Below are 21,268 nucleotides of genomic sequence, written 5' to 3' on the forward strand. Positions count from 1 at the left end.
GGGAATTTCCGAGAGTGGAGTAACGAGTGGGGATGCGGCCCGCGGCGAGAATGCCGAGTCTGACCCGACGAAGCCGGGTTCTGATCGCCATCGCGATTGTCGTCGTGGTGTTGTTGCTGCTGGGCCCACGGCTCATCGACACCTATGTCGACTGGTTGTGGTTCGGCGAGCTCGGTTACCGGTCGGTGTTCACCACCCAGATCGTGACCAGGCTGGTCATCTTCTTGGCTGCCGCGTTGGTCATCGGCGGTGTCGTGTTCGCGGCGCTGGCGCTGGCCTACCGCACCCGGCCGGTGTTCGTGCCGACCGCCGGCCCCAACGACCCGGTCGCCCGCTACCGCACCGCGGTGATGGCGCGGCTGCGTCTGGTCGGGGTTGGCGTGCCGGTCGTGATCGGCTTGCTCGCCGGCCTGATCGCCCAGAACTACTGGCAGCAGGTGCAGCTGTTCCTGCATGGCGGCAGCTTCGGCGTCGCCGACCCGCAGTTCGGCATCGACCTCGGCTTCTACGCGTTCGATCTTCCGTTCTATCGGCTCGTGCTGACCTACCTGTTTGCTGCGACGTTCCTGGCGTTCATCGCGAACCTGTTGGGCCACTACCTGTTCGGCGGTATCCGGCTGGCCGGCCGCAGCGGCGCGCTGAGCCGGGCTGCCCGCATCCAACTGATCACGCTGGTCGGCATCCTGATGCTGCTCAAGGCGGTCGCCTACTGGTTCGACCGGTATGAACTGCTCAGCCACACCCGCAGCGGCAAACCGTTCACCGGCGCCGGCTACACCGACATCAACGCGGTGCTGCCGGCCAAGTTGATCCTGCTGGCGATCGCGGTGATCTGCGCGGCCGCGGTGTTCTCCGCGATCGTGCTGCGCGACCTGCGCATCCCGGCGATCGGTGTGGTGCTGCTGCTGTTGTCGTCACTGATCGTCGGCGCGGGCTGGCCGTTGGTCGTCGAGCAGATCAGCGTGCGTCCCAACGCCGCGCAGAAGGAAAGTGAATACATCAGCCGCAGCATCGCGGCGACCAGGCAGGCCTACGGTCTGACCGACGAAGCGGTGGAATACCGCGACTATCCGGGCAACGCCGCCGCCACCGCGCAACAGGTGGCCGCCGACCGGGCCACCACGTCGAACATCCGGGTGCTCGACCCGAACATCGTCAGCCCGGCGTTCACCCAGTTCCAGCAGGGCAAGAACTTCTACTACTTCCCCGACCAGCTGAACATGGACCGTTACCGCGACGAGGGTGGCAACCTGCGCGACTACGTGGTCGCCGCGCGCGAGCTGAACCCCGACCGCCTGATCGACAACCAGCGCGATTGGATCAACCGGCACACCGTGTACACCCACGGCAACGGGTTCATCGCCTCGCCGGCCAACACGGTGCGCGGAATCGCCAACGACCCCAACCAGAACGGCGGCTACCCGGAGTTCCTGGCCAGCGTCGTGGGCCCCAACGGCGAGGTGGTCTCACCCGGCCCGGCCCCGCTGGCCCAGCCGCGTATCTACTTCGGCCCGGTGATCGCCGGCACCGCCGCCGATTATGCGATCGTCGGCGAGAACGGCGCCCCGCGCGAGTACGACTACGAGACCAACACCGCCACCCGCAACTACACCTACACCGGCAGCGGCGGTGTGCCGATCGGCAACTGGCTGACCCGGAGCGTGTTCGCCGCGAAGTACGCCGAACGCAACTTCCTGTTCTCCAACGTGATCAACGAGAACAGCAAGATCCTGTTCAACCGCGATCCGGCCAAGCGGGTGGAGGCGGTGGCGCCGTGGCTGACCACCGACACCGCCATCTATCCGGCGATCGTCAACGAGCGCATCGTGTGGATTGTCGACGGCTACACCACGCTGGACAACTACCCGTACTCGGAGCTGATGTCGCTGTCGTCGGCGACCACCGACTCCAACGAGGTGGCGCTGAACCGGCTGCAGCCCGACAAGCAGGTGTCCTACATCCGTAACTCGGTGAAGGCCACCGTCGACGCCTACGACGGCACCGTGACCCTGTACGCCCAGGATGAGCAGGACCCGGTGCTGCAGGCATGGATGAAGGTGTTCCCGGACACCGTCCAACCCAAGAGCGCGATCTCTCCGGAGCTGCAGGAGCACCTGCGCTATCCCGAGGACCTGTTCAAGGTGCAGCGCGCGCTGCTGGCCAAGTACCACGTCGACGACCCGGTGACGTTCTTCTCGACGTCGGACTTCTGGGACGTCCCGCTGGACCCGAACCCGACGGCCAGCAGCTACCAGCCGCCGTACTACATCGTCGCCAAAGACATTGCGCAGAACAGCAATTCGGCGTCATTCCAGCTGACCAGTGCGATGAACCGGTTCCGTCGCGACTTCCTCGCGGCCTACATCAGCGCCAGCTCGGATCCCGAGACGTACGGCAAGCTCACGGTGCTGACGATTCCCGGGCAGGTCAACGGTCCGAAGCTGGCGTTCAACGCGATCAGCACCGACACCGCGGTCAGCCAGGACCTCGGTGTCATCGGCCGCGACAACCAGAACCGGATCCGGTGGGGCAACCTGCTCACGCTGCCGATCGGGCAAGGCGGGTTGCTCTATGTCGCACCGGTGTACGCGTCGCCGGGCTCCACGGACGCCGCGTCGTCGTACCCGCGTCTGATTCGCGTCGCGATGATGTACAACGACCAGATCGGTTACGGACCGACGGTGCGTGACGCGCTGACCGACCTGTTCGGCCCTGGGGCGGACGCCACCGCGACCGGGCCGGCGGCGACCGAACCGCCCGCCGGGCAGGCGTCCGAGAGGCCGCAGGCCAACAACAATCAGCAGCCGCCCGCGGCGCAGCCGAACCGTCCTGGTCAGGCGCCGGCGCCGCAACAGCCGGAGGTGCCGGCGGCGGTGCCGCCGAGCGGTCCGACCCAGCTGTCCGCGGCGAAAGCCACTGCGCTGCAGAATGTCAACGCGGCGCTGGACGCGCTGCGGGAAGCCCAGCGCAGCGGTGACTTCGCGCAGTTCGGCGAGGCGCTGGAACGCCTCGACGACGCGGTGAGCGAATACCAGTCGACGAACTGACCATCGACGCCGGTGCGCTATCGGTTGCTCGGGCCACTGCAGGTGGTCCACGGGGGGAGCCCGATCGATGTCGGTCCGCGCAAGCAGCGGGCGGTGCTTGCCGCCCTGCTGCTGGCGCAGGGTCGGGTGGTGTCCACCGACCGGCTGGCTCACGCGGTATGGGGAGATGACCTTCCGGCCAGCGTGACGGCCAGCCTGCAGGTGTACATCTCGAATTTGCGCCGGGCGCTGCGCGATTCGCAGATGGCGTCGCCCATCGTGCGTCAGCCGCCGGGCTATTACCTCGACGTCGGCCCCGACGAGGTCGACGTCGCGGTGTTCGCCGCGACGTGCGCCCGCGCGAGCGCCGCCATCGAGGGGGAGCGGTGGGAGGAGGCGCTGTCCGAGGCCGATGCCGCGCTGAGCCTGGTGCGGGGCGAGCTGCTCGAAGACATGGCCGACGCGGACTGGGTGCGCGAGGACGCCGCCCGTATCGCCGAGATGCGCACCGAATGCGTGACCTGCAAGGTGACGGCGCTGCTGGCGTTGGGCAAGGTGCCGGCCGCGCTGACCGAGGTGTTGCGGCTGCGCGAACTCGATCCGCTCGCCGACCGGGGCTGCCGGCTGCACATGCTGGCGCTCTACCGCGCCGGGCGCGCGCACGAGGCGCTGGAGGTCTACGCCCGGCATGCGCGGTTGCTCGCCGATGAACTCGGCCTGGACCCCGGCTCCGAGCTCCGGGAACTGCACACCGCGGTGCTGCGACAGGCGCCCGAGCTCACCGGCTGGCCTCGCTCGCCGGAGTGGACGGGCGCGACGACGCTGCCGCAGCCCGAGGTGACGACGGCGCCGGCGGTTGTGGCCGACGCCGCGCCGCACCGCGCCCCGTTGGTGGGGCGTGACCGCGAATTGGCAACGGCGGCGGAGATGTTGGCCCGGGTCACCGCCGGGGCGGCGCGCTGGCTGGTGCTGTCGGGTCCACCGGGCATCGGCAAGACGAGGCTCGCCGAGGAGATCGCCGGGCTCGTCGACGCCGACGGCGGCGACGTGGTGTGGGTCAACTGCCCCGACGAGCGTGGTACCCCGCCGTGGTGGCCGATGCGTCACCTGGTCCGGGCGTTGGGGGCCGATGCCGACGAGGTGCTCGAGATCCCGCCGCATGCCGACCCCGACACCGCGAGATTCCTCGTCTACGAACGCATTCAGCGGCTGCTCGAATCCGCGCCGCGACTGCTGGCCGTCGTCGTCGATGACGTGCAGTGGTCCGACACCACCTCGGCGGCCTGTCTGGCCTACATCGCAGGGGCCCTGCGCGACCACCCCATCCTGGTGATCGTCACGGTGCGCGACGGTGAGCACACGCCGGAGGTCGCGCGATTGCTCAGCACCGTCGCACGGGGCAAGGACAATCGGCTCATCGAGGTGCCGGCGCTGTCGTCGGAGGACGTCGCCACGCTGGCCAACGAGGTCGCCGAGGAGGCCGTCACCGCCGCCGAGGCCGCTGAACTCGCCGACCGCACCGGCGGCAACCCGTTCTTCGTCTCCGAGTATGCGCGCCTGCCCCGAGAAGAGCGCGCGGGCAGCGAGATTCCGCACGCCGTGCGCTCGGTGCTGGACCGCCGGCTGGCCGCGCTGGATCCGGCGGTGATGCAGGTGCTGCGCACCGCCGCGGTCATCGCCGACGTCCTCGACTCCGTCACCGTCCCGCTACTGGCGCAGGCCACGGCGCTGGATCTGGACACCCTTGCCGACTATCTCGACGAGGCCGCCGACGAACGGATCATCGTCGCCTCCCACACCGGTGACGGGTACGTGTTCGCCCACGGCCTGCTGCGCGAGCAGTTGCTGACCGGGATGCCGGCGCTGCGTCGACAGCGGCTGCACGCCAAGGTCGCCGACGTGCTCGCCGACAGCGCCCTGCCGGATGCGCCGACCTGGCGCGCGCAGCACCTGGTGGCCGCGCAACCGCTGGCGGAGCCCGCCACGGTGGTGCAGGCCTGCCGAGTGGCGGCCGAACACGCCACTGCGCAGTGGAGTTCGGATATCGCCGCGCGATGGTGGCAGGCGGCACTGGACGCCTACGATCGTCTTCCGGTGTCCGAACGCGACGACGCGCAGCGGGACGGGCTGACCGTCGAACTGCTGGAGGCGCATTCGCGGGCCGGTCGCGGCCAGTTGGTGCTCGACAGCGTGCAGCGTTACCTGGGGGAGGCGTTGCGCACCGGTCGGGCCGCGAGCGCCGGGCGCGTGGCGAGTGCGCTGTTGCGGGCCAGCGGCGGATGGCCTTGGCTGGCACCGGGAAACGACCCCGGAGAGCTGCTGACCTTGCTGGCGCGGGCGGCGACGCTGTCGGAGGACGATCCGGCCTCGGCAGCGCGGGTGCTCTCAGCGCTGGCCGTGGGGCACTGCTACCACCCCGACGCGACGGTCGCGCCCGAACTGCTCGACCGGGCCGAGCGACTGGCCGAAGCCACCGGCGATCCGGATGTCATCGCCGACGTCCTGACCGGCCGGCTGATCACCTTCTCCGGGGTGGCGACACTGAGCACCCAGTCACTGGAGTGGGCAGAACATCTGAACTCGTTGAGGCACACCAGGTCCCGCGAAGACGCGGTGATCGCGCATTCGGTGGCGACGATGGCGGCGATGAACCTCGGCGACGTCGAGGGCACCCGGCGCCATGTGCAGGCCGGTATCGCCGGTAGCGAGGAGCTGCAGCTGCCGGTGCTGCGCGCGCAGCTGCGGTGGATGGAGGCGGTGCTGGCGGTGTGGCACGGAGACTTCGCCGAAGCCGAACGGCACCATGCGATCGCGGCGCACGTGCACGAGCAGACCGAGCTGTACGAGGCGGGCAGCGGACTGCTGGCGCGGGCGACCCTGCTGCGCGAGCGCGGCGGACCCGTCGACCCCAGCTGGACCGACTTGGACGCTCGGCAGGCCGGCGGCCTGGGCATGGTCGGCGTGGTCCGGACCGGGGTGCTGACCTTGCTGACCGGCCCGCAGGCCCGTGCCGAAGCGCTGGCCACCGTGCGGCAGTGGGCGCAGAAAACCGACCGGGCCCATATCTGGACGACGCTGGGCCATCATGCGCTGCTGGCACATCTGGCCGCCGACCACGATCTGAGGGAGTTCGCCGAACCTCTTCTGGCCCAGCTGGACCCGTATCGCGACCGGATTGCGGTGATCGGACAGGTCGGGATGGCCGGGCCGGTGGCGCTGGCGACCGCACGCCTGCGCGCGTTGCGCGGCGACAGGGCGGGCGCGCTCGAGGATCTGGCGGTGGCCCGCGGCATCGCCGAGCGCACCGCCGGCGTCCCCGCGCTGCTGCGCTGCCGCCTGCTGGAGTACGAGCTGACCGACCCGTCGCCCGGGCGGGCGGCAGCCGCCGCGGCGCTGGCGGCAGAGGCCGCCCAGGTCGGCATGGCGGCGGTGGCGGCCGCGGCGTCGCGGCTGCGCTGAACGGCCCCGGTTTGTCGCGAAAGCGCCTTCACGGTAGTTCCCGCGCCGGATCCGCGACCGTGGTGGCGCTTTCGCGAGCGCGCGGCTGCCGCGGCCATTGCCCTCAGGCAGGCCGGAGAGGACGATGGGTTGGTCCGGCGGCGCCGCTGGGACGCTGCCAACGACGACGGAGGCAGACATGTATGCGCGTAGTTCAACAGTCCACGCGCGGTCCTCGGCGATCGACGCCGGGATCACCTATATCCACGACACGGTGTGGCCCGCGCTGACCGAACTCGACGGCTACGTCGGTCTGTCGCTGCTGGTGGACCGCCAGTCGGGCCGCTGCATCGTGACCACGGCGTGGGAATCGGAGACGGCGATGCACGCCAGCCGGCGCGTTGCCGACGAGTACCGCAACCGCGCCGCCGAGATCCTCGGTGGCAGCCCCACGGTCGACGAGTGGGAGATCGCCGCGCTGCACCGCGACCACCGCTCGGCACCCGGCGCCTGCGTGCGGGTCACGTGGGCCCGCGTCGCTCCCAAAGGCGCGGAACGCGCCATCGATGGCTTCCGGCTGGCCACCATCCCGGCGCTGGAGGAAATGGACGGCTTCTGCAGTGCCAGCCTGATGGTCGACCGCGATTCGGGATTCGGTGTCGCGTCGCTGACGTTCGACAGCGCCGAGGCGCTGCGGCACAACCACGCCGCGATCGACGCGCTCGAGAAGGCCGCGGTGCGCGAGGCCGGGGCCGAGGTGCTTGACGCCTGCGACTGCGACCTGGTGCTGGCACATCTGCGGGTGCCGGAGATGGTCTGACAGCGCGCGCGTGAGAACGCGTACAGGCCGCGATTTGCGGCAGTGCGCGCCGTTTGCGACGTCGTAGCGCGGGCGAACTCCCTGGTCGCGCGGTAAATTCCGCTTGGATTTTTCTTGGTGTTCTCGGCCAAGCGGTCGCCAAGGCCGCTCGGTGATGCTTGTCCGCGACACGAAGCATCCGAGAAAGGACTCCGATGACCGTACCGACCGACCTGAGCCGCGACGAGGCGCTGCGCACCCTGCGCGACCAGGTCGCCACCCATGTGGCGCTGCCCGGCGAGCCGGGCTACGAGCGATGCGTGCCGTGGAACGTGGCCGCACCGGTCGACCCGGCCGCGGTGGTGTTGGCGACCTCGGCCGAGGACGTCGCCGGCACGGTCAGGTTTGCCGCGACGCACGGGTTCACCGTCACGGTGCAGGCGACCGGCCACGGCGCGGTCGGGGTGGGGTCCGGCACCATCCTGGTGCTGACGGCGGCGATGAAGCACTGCGAGGTCGACGTCCTCAATCGCACGGTGCGGGTGGCGGCGGGGGCACGCTGGCAGGACGTCATCGATGTCGCGGCCCCGCACGGCCTTGCGCCGCTGTGCGGTTCGGCGCCCGGGGTCGGCGTGGTGGGGTATCTGACCGGCGGTGGGATCGGTCCGCTGGTCCGCACTGCGGGGCTGTCGTCGGATCACGTCCGGGCGTTCGACGTGGTGACCGGTGAGGGACAGCTGTTGCGCGCCACCCCTGATGAGAACGCGGATCTGTTCTGGGGCCTGCGCGGCGGCAAGGCCACCCTCGGTATCGTCACCGCGGTCGAGATGGACCTGCTACCTATTCCTGAGTACTACGGTGGCGCAGTGTTTTTCGACGGTGCCGCGACGGCTGAGGTGCTGCACGCCTGGCGCGCGTGGAGTGTCGGACTGCCCGAGACGGTGAACACGTCGATCGCGGTGCAACAGCTGCCGCCGTTGCCGGGCGTGCCCGCACCGCTGGCCGGTCGCATGACGGTCGCGGTTCGATACACGGCCGTCGGTGATTTCGCCGATGCGGAGAGGCTGCTCGCGCCGATGCGGGCGGCCGCGACCCCGATCCTGGACAACATCGGGGTGCTGCCGTACGCGGCGATCGGGGCCGTGCACGCCGACCCGGTGGACCCGATGCCCATCAACGAGGACCAGGCGCTGCTGTCCGAGTTGCCGGCCGAGGCGATCGACGCGCTGCTGGCAGTCGCGGGGCCCGGCTCGGGCTCCCCGCAGGTGCTCGTCGAGTTGCGGTTGCTCGGGGGAGCGCTGGCCCGTGAGCCGCAGCACCGCAGCGCGTTCTGCCATCGCGACGCGGCGTTCTCGCTCGCGGTGATCGGGGCACCGATGCCGGAGAACGCAGCCGTGGTGGTCGAGCACGCCCGCGCGGTGACGGCAGCTGTGGCGCCGTGGGCCACCGGCGGGCAGATGCCGAACTTCGCGCCGTCCTATGACCCGGCCCGCCCGGCGCGGGTGTACAACCAGGACACGCTGCACTGGCTGGCTGCCCTCGCCGACCGATACGACCCCGCCGGTGTCCTGGCCACCGGCCAGGTGATCCGCACACCCCGGTAGACGCCCCCTTGCCGCGAGCGTGCGTGTCTGCGGCCGCCACGCCGTGAGAAAGCCGGAGAAAGCGCACGCTCGCGGGAGGCCGACAGTGGCGTTGAGCAGGCGATTTGGAGCCGAAGCAACCGCCCCGGTAACGTAGCGTTCACCATCGCGGGGTGGAGCAGCTCGGTAGCTCGCTGGGCTCATAACCCAGAGGTCGCAGGTTCGAATCCTGTCCCCGCTACCAGGTAAAACGGCCCTCGGAGGTAACTCCGGGGGCCGTTTTCATTGGCTTTAGGAACACTTTTGGGAACATTAGCTTGCCTAATAGTTGAAGCGCTGCGGTCCGTAGACACTGCAGGATGGGTTTGGAGTGTTAGTACGGAACACGTGAGGGTGGTGCCCGACCACGGAGTTCCGGTGTGCGACTCGTCGAATTCCGCGGAATCCGTATTCTCGCCCTAGAGTTCGATACCGTTGTCAACCGATTGGCTGCGCGACCTTTCGCGCACAGATCGAGGATGCGTCTTCATGGTCTGCTGTTGTCGGTAATTCTCGCGCAGGCCCGCAAGGCGTTGGGCCGTGTGTTCGAGAAGCTTGGTGACCCGATGTGTTGGTCGAGCAGCGGAGTTCTGTGCGGCGAGATTGAGCGCGGTAGTCGGCCGGTCGTCATTCTGGAGCGCCATCGCCATAAGCATCGTTGCCGAGTGCTTTTCGGTACCACGGACAAGCGCGGCAGCATCGTCTCGTGATCTGCCGTATTCAGACTCGCTGGCACGTTCGCAGAGATAGACGTTGTTTACCTCACGGCCGCGCGTCATAGCTACGTAGAGCAAGGAACGTGTGGTGTTCTCGCGAAGAATGGCGTGGGTTGAGTCAGCGGTAGACCCCTGAGCGCTGTGCACAGTGACGGCGTACCCGAGACTGACACTGTTTCGGACGTAGTCTCTCTCGAAGATCGCGCGGGCACCATCGTCCACACGCACCGCAGCCAACCGGTTCGACGCAGGACCTTTGCGTCATCAGTTTGAGGCGTTCGTTAGCTAACTTTCAACCAAAAAAGGGAAGCGTCGTCGACGGACGAGCTCGTTCATCGCGTCCTGCATTACCGAGCGCACATGGGAGTCGACAACGTCGATGTCGGGGTCCTGTCCAAAGAGGCCCACGACGTCGATCGGTTCCAATACGCGCGTCGTAATCTTGGCCGGCAGTGGAACGTTCGGCGGGATGAAGGCGCTGACACCGAAGGGAAATCCGACGCTGATTGGCATGATTCCCACTCTGAGTCGTCCGAGCCCCAGGCGCTTCGCCAGCCCTGTGCCGCGCGTCAGGAACAGTTGCGTCTCTTGCCCGCCGATTGACACCATCGGCACGATCGGCACACCGGCGTCCACCGCGGCCCGAACATAACCCGTGCGTCCATTGAAGTCGATGACGTTGGCGCCCAGGGTGGGTCGGTAGGCGTCGTAGTCACCGCCGGGGAATACGAGCACTAAAGCGCCCGCTGCCAAGGCCTTCGCGGCGTTGTCCCGGGAGGCGTGGATGACCCCGAGTCGACCCAGCAACTGCTTGAAGGGCCCGATGAAGACCTGGCTGTGTGCCAGGGTAAACAATGGCCGCTCGTAACCGAATTGGTCATAGAACGCGGAGCCGAACAGAACGACGTCTGGAGTCAGTGATCCCCCGGAGTGGTTGGAAACAAGCAACGCTCCGCCGGTGGAAGGTATGCCGTCCACGCCGTGAATTTCGGCACGGAAGTACCGCTTCAGAATTGGCCAGCCCTTGTCCTTGACCCTCTCGATGAAGTCCGGATCCCATCTCGTGGTTTTGCATGCATCGTCGTCGGCTTTGCTTCCGGCATCTACAGCCACCAGTCTCACCTGTTTCCTACGGTCTGACGTCATCGGCGGCATCCCCTGTCTGGCGGTATGCGCTGACGGCGGCCATCGCTGTAGTGAGCGGGCTCAGTCTCGCCGACAAGCCTGCTGCACAACGCAGTTCGCTGAACGCATGCACAATGGCGTCTGTGGCTTCGTGGACGTCGTGGAAGGTTTCATCGTCGGCAAGTACCGAAATGTTGAGCTGATCGGCGTAGCTCCACACCGTGATGTTGATGGCCACACCCGCCGACAGGACGCCCGTGGAATAGAACTCAGTGACGGGTAGGCCACCGATCTCGCCGCGCTCGCGAGGGCCGGGGACGTTGGAGATCGGTACGTTCATGACGCTGTTGTGCGCGGCCCGCGTCGCTTGCCATCGGAACGCAGCCGGCGCGAGCGCCGTCGGAAGATAGCTCATGATCCTGCTGTAAAGGTCCGGGCCGACAACTTGGTTGTCGTCCTTGGCGATCTTGGTCGCTGCGGCGGTGAGACGAACGCGCTTCGTCGGTTCGTCGACGTGGACTGGCAGCGAAACGGGAAGCCCGCTGAGCTCGTTGCCACTGATGCGGTCAATCGACTTATCCGTGCTGACGGGCACATTGGCCAGCAGCGGCCGGTCAGCTCTGCCGTCGTATCGCAGCAGCAGTTCGCGGAGCGCGCCGGAAACGGTTGCAAGAACCAAGTCGTTGAACGTCACGTCGAGATGCTTGGCGGTTGCCTTGACGTCAACGAGAGGAAGTGTCGCACTGGCGAACGTACGCCTCGGGGAGACAACATGATTCAGGAAGCACGGGGGAGGGTCGAACATCTTCGCCATGTCAGGCCGTTCGCCCCGGTCGCGTGCCCGCCGTCGGACCCTGGACAGGCCGCTAGCTGCGTCCGTTACGAGGCGCGGGATGAGCGACACCTGTTTGACGTGACCGCGTGCCGCGGTTCGCAACATGGCGCCCTTGCCGGGCGTCGTAGACACTGCGACGCCGACTTTCGGCGGTTCATGCACGAGACCCATGAACCGAGCCATGAGATTCGCCGAGGCCACGCCGTCGGCCAGCGAATGATGCACCTTGCCGATCAGCGCAACCCGATGGTCCGCCAACCCCTCGGCGAAGTAGAACTCCCACAACGGCCGGGTCCGGTCCAGCGGTGTGCTCGCCACCTCGCCGATCACCCGGTTCAGTTCGCGACGGCCACCGGGGGCAGGCACGGTCACCCGCCGGAGGTGATAGTCAAGATCGACAGGGCCTTCAGTCCACATCGGGTGGTGCAACCGCCAAGGTGTCTCGATGAGACGCCATCGCAGCGGATCGAGTTGGTGAAGGCGGGCTTCCAGTGACTGGCGGAACGCCTCGAACGTCAATGGCTTCCCGCTGTTGCTTTGAACAACAGCGATCTTCATTGTGTGCGTGTGGAGGTTCCGTGCCTCGCCATACACCAAGACCGCATCCATACCGTTGAGTCGGATCACACGCCGTACCCCCGTTTTGCGTTTGGCGCTGGCATTTCCCTTGCGAATGCTGTACAGATGTATAGCACATCGCGGTTCGCGATGCACCTCACAAAATCAAGTTATTGAGGGCCGGATCACACGGATTTGGTGTGGCTCTGGGCGGTGAGGGGTATCGCCGTCACGGGCCGGGGTGGCACTCAACGGTTGAGTGGGATGAGGAAAGGAACACCCGACATGACACAGACTTCGAATCGACGCGCCCGAGTTGGCGGCGCAGCCGCTGCCCTGGCTGCCGCGGGCCTCGTAAGTTCCGCGGTGCTGACCAGCGCGCCGGCTGCGGCGCAGCCACCTGTGCCGCCTAATGTGGCGTTCCAGTGCAGCGTCTTCAAGGGTCCCAATCAGACCTGGCCGCACCCGCTGCAGAACTGTGTGGCTGCCCGGGGTACCACGGGTGGCTATACGCAACGGGAGGCGCCGGGCTTGGAGCGCATTGTCTTCGATCAGGGGTTCCTGGCGGGTTCCACGGTGCAACTGACCAACATTCAGAACACGGTGCTGGGGCCCAGTCCGGACTGCCCCGCAGATCATCCGGTAAAGGCCAACGTGTCGGGTGTCATCTCGGCGACCGACCCTGGGACGAAGCAGTACGACGGATCGCCGGTGAGCGCAACAATTTGCGCTAATGCGACCGACTTCTTCCTGCAGCCGGGCACCGTTTTCACCGTCTTCAAGAAGTAGAGCCAATCCGGGCAGGCGACCGCTGCGGTGCACCTGCGGCGGTCGTCTTCCCGGCGATACCGCCGTATTTTGCAACTTCTCGGTTGATGCAGATTGCGCGGCCTGACGCCGTGCTGCGACGCACCGGTGTGGCTGTGCGCCACATGTCGGTGAAATGGCCGCCTGTCGCTAGGGCGCCTCCAGGCTGATTTGTACGGTTGTACAGCGCAGCCTACGCTCCAACGAGGTAGAGCTTGAGGGAAATGCTCTCTTGCCGGTAGTGCGCACCGCGGCGGATTAAGCGTGGGTGGTGTCACCTGCCCGCGTGCGAGGCGGGTCTCAGCGACGTTCATCAGGGGCGTTCCTGCCCAACAACTTCCCATAAACCCTTACGTCACCACCTCGACATCGAGGTTGTGCATTCCTGCGCCGAACGGAGGTCACCATGACCAATTTGATCGACTTCGTCATCGCTCTTTTCCGCGACGATGCTCTCGCGCGGGCGTTCGCCAGTGATCCGAGACAGGCGCTCGCATCGGCTGGCTTGGAGGACGCCGATGTGAATCAGCTGGGGGCCGTCGCTGCCACGGCATTTCCCGAGATCGGCCTCAATGGAGGCGATCACGCCCTCGAGCTACAGCGCGCGGTGGCCCAGCACGTCGGCGTCGACACGATCATTCCCTTGTCGGGGGACTCCGCCCCGGATCTCGCCGTTACAGAACCGTTGTCAGACAACGGAAGTCTCCTCAGCCTCCCAATCGATACCGAAGCCAGTCACAATGACACGGAAGTGCACGACAACACCACCCAGTTGGGCAGCCACAATTTCACCGAACTGGCCAGTCCTGATTTCACCTTCGGTGATTTCGTTCTGGGCGATCAGAACAGCGCATCCGGTGATGGTGCCGTCGCTGTCAGCGGTACGACGTCTGGAGCCATCTTGAGCGGCGACGGGGCTGTGCTGGGGGATGGCAACGATGTCGACAACGCTGTTGTCCAGACGGGATCGAACTCCAACATCGCCTACGGAGATGGAAGCTCGATTTTCCAGGACAGCGTCGAGGAGCACGAAGACGTCGAGTTGCCCTACAGCTCAGACATCAATCCCACAGGGATGCCGACAATCGACGACGAAACCCCCTCGCCCGCTTTCCAAGACGCTTCTGCAACACCTTCGGAGTGGTCGTCGACAGAGCCTTCGGAAACGTCCGCGACGATGGGCGGCACAACACAGTCGTGGGATCTCTTCGACTGAAAGTTTACGGGGCTGCAATCGACAGCCGACGACACCGCCCCGGCAGATGCCGGGGCGGTGTCGCATCGTCGATGTTCGGCTACGTCATCGATACTGCTGCTGAGCTTGCCGGAATCTGAAATGCGTTGAGCAGCATCGCAACCCCGACCTGTGCGCTCGCAATGTGGACGAGGTCCACGACGCCATCCCGCCCAAGAGCAGCCTCGGCTGCGTGGTAAAGGTCGTTACCCACTCGGTAGCGGGTGAGGAGTTCACGCACGAATTGTGCGGCGATCATCTCGTCGCCCGTCAGGTCCACAGGAGTCTGGCCGCTTGCCAGCGCGGTGATAGCTGCGTCGGAGACACCGGCCTGACGTGCTGAGGTCGAGTGCGTGTCGATCTGGAACTGTGCGCCCCAAAGGCCACCGACGGACAGGCTGGCGACTTCCTTGACAGAGGCGCTCAAACGAGCGGAGTTGATGCTGTTGTTGAGGTTGTAGACCGCTGATCCGATGACCGGATTGTAGAGGTAGGCGTTGAGTGGCCCGGCGAGTTGATCTGCGTCTGGGTACAGGTTGCCGGACTTGATCTGCTCAGCGAGGGCGACCTGCTGAGCCGTGGCGGACGCGAGATCGAGGATGGGGAGCCGCGACGCGCCGGTGCCGCCGCTACCTGGTGCGCCGGGCGTGGGCAGCACGCTTTGACCGGGCGCATCCTCGGGCGCCTGCACTTCGAAGGCGTTGAGCAGCATCGATACCCCGATGTAGGCGCCGGCGATGTGGACGATGTCGACAACTCCGGCCTGTCCCAGCGCTGTCACTGCGTCCGCGTACAGCGCATCGTTGACACGGTAGGTGGAAACGAGCTCCTGCACGAACTGCGCCACGATCAGATCGGATCCGGAAAGGCCTGCCGGTTGCTGGCCGCGTGCCAACGATTGAATCGCTGCTTCGGGAACACCCATGGCACGCCCGAAGATCATGTGCGCGTGCAGTTCAAACTCAGAGGCCCACTTTCCGCCGACCGAAAGGATCGCAACTTCGCGGAGGCGGGTGCTGATGGTGGACCGTGACAGGACGTTGTTGAGATTGAACAACGCGGTGCCGATCGTGCCGTTGTACAGGTAGGCGTTCAGCGGCCCCATGGTCTCGGTTTCGTACTTCATGTAGATCGCCGGAAACTGTTGGCGGATAATGGAGTCCAGGTACTTCATCTGCGCGGCCAGGGCGAGCTGCTCCTGGGTTGCGGTGGTCAAATCGAACGCCGGCAGCCGGCCATTCAAACCTCCGGCACCGCCCTCGCCGCCGGATGAGCCAGCCGACGATGGGGCTCCCGTGGCGCCGGCGGCACCGGAGCGGCCCAGTAGCCCGCCATAGCCGCCTCGGCCGCCGTAACCGGCCAGACCCGGCGCACCGCCGGCACCAGCAGCACCACCGACGGCGTCACTGTCGGCGATCGCGCCATTGGCGTTGGTGCCTACGATGGCCCCTCCGGTGCCCCCATATCCGCCGGCACCACCTTCACCCGCGGCTCCGCCGTGGCCGCCGGCACCACCCTGGCCCAGGAGCAAGGAACCGCTTCCGCCGGCACCACCGACACCGCCGGCGCCACCTGTGCCGCCTGCGCCCCCTGGTCCGCCGTCAACTCCGCTGCCGATGGCGGCATCGACTCCGTGGGCACCGGTTCCCCCCGTTCCGCCTGCGCCGCCGGCGCCGCCGTTCCCGCCCTGGCCGAACCACAGGAAGGCGCCGTTGCCACCGGCGCCCCCGTGCCCGCCGTTGTCCCCCTGGCTGCCACGTCCGCTGTCGCTTTCGCTGACGCCGCTCGAACCTGCGCCACCCGCGCCGCCTGCACCGCCGTCACCGCCGCGTCCGCCCAGAAGGCCGGCGTTTCCGCCATCGCCTCCGACTGCCGACAAGCCTCCTGAGCCGCCGCGTCCGCCGTTGCCGAAAAGAAGTCCGCCGTGGCCGCCGTTGCCCCCGGCTACGCCGACGTCCGTACTGTTCCAGCCGGCGCCGCCGCTACCGAAGAGCCATCCGCCGTTGCCGCCGTTGGGATTCTCCGCGGTGCCGTCGGCGCCGTTGCAGATGAGTCCGCAGCGACCACCGATGGTCAGATATGAGCTGAAGAGCAGAGCGGTCTGCGGGGAGTGTGAAGGTGGAATCGCCGCTTCGGGCGCAGACATTGCACGCGACAAGGCGATAGGCACAGTGCCGGGGCCAGTGCTTTCGGTCCCTCGTGTGTCATGCACTTCGGGTTCGACGTCGGCTTCGGCATCGGCCCGAGCCTCCGTCGACCCGCTCTTCCGGGCGCCCGCATGGTCGCGATCGGAGTCGTCTACAGCCTCCGCTTCGGGTTCGACCGTATGGGACTCGGTGTCGTCTGAATCGTCGGAATCGCCGGACTGCTGGTTGTCGCTCAAATTGGAATCGACGTCAGTGTCGTCGGGTTCGTTGGGATCGCTCGAGTCGTCGGATTCTTCTTGATTTGCCCGTTCGCCCGTCGAGGCGGAAGTCGCAGACTCAGAAGTCGTTCCCGCTGACGAATCGCCGGCCGAGTCCGGGGTCTCCGCAGCAGCGATACCACCGCCGGCCGTAAGTGCGACGCCGAGCCCGAACGCGACGACGCCCGCACGCAGCCAACCGCCGCACGACTCGGTGACCTTGTGATGCCGTGCCGCGCCGTCCCGGGTTGAAATATGCCCACCTGATGGGGTGAAGGCGCCGTCGATGTCAACGAGATGCGTTAGAGGACAGCTGCTGTCGGTGTTAGGCGGCTCAGTGGGGTGCGTGGGCTCGATAGTCGCGGACATGAACTCGTTCTCCTTTTGGCGGCTTGGTCGTCACCGCGAGGAGGCGTGCTTCTGGCCGAATGACCGAACGACAAAGGACTCCGCCGGGCTGGCGCGGTGTGATCGCTTCGAAGCGTACATCGCTGCTGTACACTCGTACAGTGCTTTGGCTCACTTAAATATTACGGAGTGATGCGGCACACTCATTCGGGCATCAGCCACGCTGCGCGGCCACCCGCACCCAGCTCGATGTTCTTGATAGCAGCGAACTGCGGATCGGTGTCTGATGCCGGCGGCACCGGTACCTGTGGGTGGTAGGTGCGCGAGGAGTCGTCGTTGCAGCACTCGTCGCGTTGCCGGCCCGAGATCACCGTGCACGGCCGTATTGGGTGGAGGAAGTCTGGAGCGCGAAGGCTAAAGAATGGGAACTTTCGCCTTAAAGGTCTTCGAGTATCAAATCCGCTGCCCGCCATGCCATTGCCATCATCGGACCATTCAAATTGCCCGCCAGCATGGTCGGCATCACCGAGGCATCGACCACCCGAAGATTGTCCACGCCGCGAACGCGCAGCTTGCTGTCGACGACGTCGTCGTCGCTCGGTCCCATCGCACAGCTGCCGATGGCGTGGTATCCGCAGTACCCGGCGTCAAGTGCGGCGTCGACGATCTCCTCGTCGGTCTGCACACCGATGCCAGGGAAGGTTTCATGGCTGATGCGTTCAGCGATCGGGGACTGCTCGAACATGCCGCGGATCGTCCGGACGACATCACCGATGGTCTTGCGATCGTAGTCACTGGTCAGGTAACCCGGGTCGATCAGCGGTGGTGCGCCCGCGTCAGCCGCTGTGATGGTGATGCTGCCTTCCGACGTGGGCCGCAGGACCATTCCCAGGCATGAGACGCCTGGCTGGCGCTCAATGGCGATCGGCTCGCCGGTCTGATAAGTCGGAATCGTCCACGGCCCCATCAGAAATTGCATGTCGACTCGGTCCAGCTCGGGCTTTGTCTTGGCAAATCCCGCGATGTCGAAGGCTGGGGCGGCCAATGGTCCCTTGTGTGTGGCGAGGTAGCGCAACCCCACCCGTGCCTGACCCCACTTCGTGGACAGGAAACGGTTGTAGCCCAAATCTTCTTTCAGTCGCAGCTTGACGGCGATGCAGCGGTGTTCGCGCATACGCATACCGACGTTAACGCGGTCGAGAATCACCTCGACTCCGGCGGCCTTCAGCACATCGCGCGGTCCGATTCCCGAGAGCTGAAGAATCTGCGGTGTGTTCAAGCCGCCGAGGGACAGAATCACACTTCGGCGCGCGCGCACCTCGGCGCTCCCTCTGTTGTCGGCGATCGCGACGCCGACGGCGCGACCGTTCTTGACCACGACGCGGCGTACAAGGGTCCCGGTCACCACGGTAAGATTCGGGCGCTGTCGTACCGGTGTCAGGAAGGCGTCCGCGGCGCTGACTCGTCGCGCATTCTTGATCGTGGCAGTCGAATACCCGACGCGGGGGCCATCGGCATCGTTGATGTCACTCACGATGGGCATGCCGGCATTGGCCCCGGCCTGTAGCAGTTCCTCGCACAGCGGGTCGGGGTCCTTGGTCACCGAGATGCCGACCGGTCCGCCGACTCCTCTGGTGGGAGATGCGCCGAGGTCGTGGTCTTCCAGCGCCTTGAAGACGGGCAACATCTCGTCCCATCCCCAACCCTTGTTGCCGAGGCGCTCAAGCTCGTCATAGTCGGCGCGCTGGCCTCGGTTGTACACGAGGCCGTTGATCGAACTCGAGCCGCCGATCACCTTGCCGCGAGCCCAGAACTCACGACGCTTGGCGGGACCGAAAGGTGCTGTCGCGTAACGCCACGCGTACTTGTCGTTCTCTACGAGCATCGCTCCGCCTTTGGGGATGCGGAGCATGATGTTGTTGTTCGAGCCGCCGGCCTCGATCAGTAAGACGCTTACCGCCGGGTCGGCAGACAAGCGATTTGCCAGCACGCACCCCGCCGAACCTGCTCCAGCGATGATGTAGTCGTATGTCGGCAATTGCGTCCCCTTGTTTGGTGCCGGTGGGCGGAACTAGCTGAACTGTGTGACGCCGCCGTCGACGACGAGCGATTGCGCTGTGATGTAGGCAGACTCGGGGCCCATCATGAAGACGGTCGCATACGCGATGTCCCAGGCGCTGGCCTGGCGGCCCAACGGCCAACGGATCTTTGTCCGACTGGCGACCATGCTGTCACCCACCCGCCCGAGGGGGGTGTCGACAGGACCAGGGATGACATAGTTGGCCCGGATGCGTCGTGGCGCGCCTTCGAGTGCGACGTGACGCGTCAAACCGAACAGCGCGGCCTTGGAGGAGTCGTAGGCGGGGAGGCGAGTACCCGGCTTCAGTCCGGCGGCCGACCCGATGAACACAAAGGCGCCACCGTCGTCCATCACGGGCATCGCTTGGCGGGCCACCAGGAAATGGGACCGAACGTTGACCGCGAAAATCTCGTCCCACAACTCAGGGGTTGTGCCCTCCAGCCCTTTTCCCTCACCGAAGCCGACGTTCGCGACGACGCCGTCCAGGCCACCCAGTTCCTGGCGGGATTGGTCGACCAGGAGTTCGCAGGCCGCCGCTTCGCGTACATCGGCGACGATGGCGACGGCCTTCCCGCCTTCGGCGACGCATAGCTCCGCGGTGTGCTTGGCGGCTTCTTCGCTGATGTCGACGCAGGCTACGGCGGCACCCTCACGCGCACAGAGCACGGCGATCGCACGGCCGTTGCCGACGGTGACTTCCGGATCGGGGGACGGTCGAGATCCAGCGCCCACGACGATGATCTTGCGTCCGGCAAGGCGACCGTGACCCGCTGCGGTGCCAGCAGATTCGGGGGACAGCGACATCACTCGAACGTAGCACTGGCGTTGTACAGATGTACAGTTTATTCATGGCCTCCGAGAAGGACTCACAGGCGGAGCCGCGCCTTCGCCCGATACCCGTGGATGAGTGGGACGTCGCCGCTGTCGAAGCCGTTCGTGAGGCGTTTTCCGAAGAGGCGGTGCGGGCCTTCCGAACCCGTCGGCCGGCGCCGAATGTGTTGGCCACCATGCTGCATCATCCGGCGCTCGCGGGATCGTTCAACCGCTTCGGAAACATCCTGCTGCAGCAGCCCGCCATCAGCCATCGCGCGCGCGAACTGATGCTTCTTCGGGTGGCATGGCGCACCCGAGCGCGCTACGAGTGGGTACATCATGTGCGTCTGGCGAGCCACTATGGCCTCGACGCCGGCGACGTCAACGCGGTGGCCGACGGGACGAGCCCCTCGTGGACGCCGTTGGAGTGTGACCTCGTCGCAGCCACCGATCAGCTCTTGGACCGCTATCGCATCGACGACGACACGTGGAGCCGGCTCCGTCAGCACCTCGATGAGCGGCAATTGGTGGAACTGCCGTTCATCGTCGGCGCCTACACGTGTCTGGCGATGGCTTTCAACAGCTGGGATCTTCAGGTGGAGGATGGAGTCGACACGTCGTCAGTGCCGCCATTGCCGGATCGGCTACATCGCTCCGAAGCCGGCGTCGACGGGTAGCGCCACACCGGTGATGTGCCGTGCCTTGTCGCTGACGAGGAACATCACCGCGTTGGTGACGTCGACGGGTTCGACGAACGGTACGGGAAGCAGATTGCCCGACATCGCACTGGAATTGGGATTGGCCTCGAAGATGCGAGCCATGTGCTCGTTGAAGATCATCGGTGTCGCCACGCCGGTAGGGTGAACGGAGTTCACTCGGATACCGTGCGCAGCGTAGGCGTAGGTCGCCGAGCGCATCAGACCTACGACGCCGTGTTTGGACGCGGCGTAGGCAAATGTGGCTGCGCTTCCGTCGCCACCGCGCCCGACGAGTCCTTGCATCGAGCTGATCAACACCATGGCGCCACCGCCGTTGCGGATCATCGACGGTGCCGTCGCAGCGATGGTGTTCCAGACGCCGCGCAGATTGACGTCCACGATGTCGCCGAATACTTCTTCGTCGAGCGTGTCGGCCACCCCCATGGCGACCACACCCGCGTTGGCGACCACGATGTCGATATCGCCGAATTGCGCCCATCCCGAGTCGATTCCGGCTTGCAGCGCGCCCAGGTCACGGACATCGGCGACCACAGGCTTGACTCTGGCGCCGGCCGCGCGAACGAGATCAGCTGTTTCGTCCAGGTCTTCCTTGGTGGCCAAGGGGTAGGGGATCGAATCGATGTCGGCACAGCGGTCGATGGCGATGATGTCCACGCCTTCGGCGGCCAGAGCCACGGCGTGGCTTCGGCCCTGGCCGCGGGCGGCGCCGGTGACGACCGCGACCCGGGTGTTCGTGGTGCTCAC

General features: G+C 66.3%; 15 protein-coding genes and 1 tRNA gene. 8 read left to right on the top strand and 8 right to left on the bottom strand.

Annotated features, from left to right (window positions below; genetic code table 11):
• Nucleotides 1-26 precede the first annotated feature (26 nt).
• The 5 genes from KXD97_RS15785 (at nt 27) to KXD97_RS15805 (ending at nt 9,090) form a co-directional block, all read left to right on the top strand.
• Complete coding sequence (locus KXD97_RS15785; RefSeq protein ID WP_260757772.1) at nt 27-3,047, top strand: UPF0182 family protein; 3,021 nt, start codon at nt 27-29, stop codon at nt 3,045-3,047.
• Between the two features lie 12 nt (nt 3,048-3,059).
• Nucleotides 3,060-6,485 (top strand): BTAD domain-containing putative transcriptional regulator, encoded by a 3,426-nt coding sequence (locus KXD97_RS15790; protein WP_260757773.1) that lies wholly within the window; start codon nt 3,060-3,062, stop codon nt 6,483-6,485.
• Between the two features lie 178 nt (nt 6,486-6,663).
• The gene (locus KXD97_RS15795) at nt 6,664-7,284 is read left to right on the top strand and encodes a hypothetical protein (RefSeq protein ID WP_260757774.1); all 621 of its coding nucleotides are present in this window, start codon (nt 6,664-6,666) and stop codon (nt 7,282-7,284) included.
• Between the two features lie 194 nt (nt 7,285-7,478).
• Complete coding sequence (locus KXD97_RS15800; RefSeq protein ID WP_260757775.1) at nt 7,479-8,867, top strand: FAD-binding oxidoreductase; 1,389 nt, start codon at nt 7,479-7,481, stop codon at nt 8,865-8,867.
• 146 nt (nt 8,868-9,013) lie between these two features.
• Nucleotides 9,014-9,090 (top strand) — tRNA-Met (locus KXD97_RS15805).
• A 214-nt stretch (nt 9,091-9,304) separates the two neighbouring features.
• Here KXD97_RS15805 and KXD97_RS15810 read toward each other — a convergent pair.
• The 3 genes from KXD97_RS15810 to KXD97_RS15825 form a co-directional block, all read right to left on the bottom strand.
• Complete coding sequence (locus tag KXD97_RS15810; RefSeq protein WP_260758303.1) at nt 9,305-9,664, bottom strand: hypothetical protein; 360 nt, start codon at nt 9,662-9,664, stop codon at nt 9,305-9,307.
• Nucleotides 9,665-9,886: 222 nt separating this feature from the next.
• A complete protein-coding gene (locus KXD97_RS15820; RefSeq protein ID WP_260757776.1) occupies nt 9,887-10,714 on the bottom strand; it encodes a lysophospholipid acyltransferase family protein in 828 nt (275 codons plus the stop codon).
• A 16-nt stretch (nt 10,715-10,730) separates the two neighbouring features.
• Nucleotides 10,731-12,188 (bottom strand): wax ester/triacylglycerol synthase family O-acyltransferase, encoded by a 1,458-nt coding sequence (locus KXD97_RS15825; RefSeq protein ID WP_260757777.1) that lies wholly within the window; start codon nt 12,186-12,188, stop codon nt 10,731-10,733.
• Between the two features lie 216 nt (nt 12,189-12,404).
• On the opposite strand from KXD97_RS15825, the gene KXD97_RS15830 reads away from it, so the two are divergent.
• Nucleotides 12,405-12,908 (top strand): hypothetical protein, encoded by a 504-nt coding sequence (locus KXD97_RS15830; protein ID WP_260757778.1) that lies wholly within the window; start codon nt 12,405-12,407, stop codon nt 12,906-12,908.
• Between the two features lie 424 nt (nt 12,909-13,332).
• A complete protein-coding gene (locus KXD97_RS15835; protein ID WP_260757779.1) occupies nt 13,333-14,142 on the top strand; it encodes an IniB N-terminal domain-containing protein in 810 nt (269 codons plus the stop codon).
• A gap of 79 nt (nt 14,143-14,221) precedes the next feature.
• Here the strand turns inward: KXD97_RS15835 and KXD97_RS33125 are convergent, their stop codons facing one another.
• From KXD97_RS33125 to KXD97_RS15855, 4 genes are all read right to left on the bottom strand, one after another.
• A complete protein-coding gene (locus tag KXD97_RS33125) occupies nt 14,222-16,933 on the bottom strand; it encodes a carboxymuconolactone decarboxylase family protein (RefSeq protein WP_313901378.1) in 2,712 nt (903 codons plus the stop codon).
• 182 nt (nt 16,934-17,115) lie between these two features.
• On the bottom strand, nt 17,116-17,283 hold the full coding sequence (locus KXD97_RS15845; RefSeq protein WP_260757780.1) for a hypothetical protein: 168 nt from the start codon (nt 17,281-17,283) through the stop codon (nt 17,116-17,118).
• A gap of 65 nt (nt 17,284-17,348) precedes the next feature.
• Nucleotides 17,349-18,950 carry a GMC family oxidoreductase gene (locus KXD97_RS15850; protein WP_260757781.1) on the bottom strand — a complete coding sequence of 534 codons (1,602 nt, stop codon included), beginning with the start codon at nt 18,948-18,950 and terminating at the stop codon, nt 17,349-17,351.
• A gap of 33 nt (nt 18,951-18,983) precedes the next feature.
• Nucleotides 18,984-19,796, bottom strand: a complete 813-nt coding sequence (locus KXD97_RS15855; RefSeq protein ID WP_260757782.1) for an SDR family NAD(P)-dependent oxidoreductase — start codon at nt 19,794-19,796, stop codon at nt 18,984-18,986.
• 44 nt (nt 19,797-19,840) lie between these two features.
• Between KXD97_RS15855 and KXD97_RS15860 the strand changes: the two genes are divergently transcribed.
• Complete coding sequence (locus tag KXD97_RS15860) at nt 19,841-20,482, top strand: carboxymuconolactone decarboxylase family protein (protein ID WP_260757783.1); 642 nt, start codon at nt 19,841-19,843, stop codon at nt 20,480-20,482.
• On the opposite strand, the gene KXD97_RS15865 is transcribed toward KXD97_RS15860, so the two are convergent.
• Nucleotides 20,450-21,268, bottom strand: a complete 819-nt coding sequence (locus KXD97_RS15865) for a mycofactocin-coupled SDR family oxidoreductase (RefSeq protein WP_260757784.1) — start codon at nt 21,266-21,268, stop codon at nt 20,450-20,452. The genes KXD97_RS15860 and KXD97_RS15865 overlap by 33 nt on opposite strands.

Origin of the sequence: Mycobacterium sp. SMC-8, assembly GCF_025263565.1 — a bacterium.
Classification (GTDB): domain Bacteria; phylum Actinomycetota; class Actinomycetes; order Mycobacteriales; family Mycobacteriaceae; genus Mycobacterium.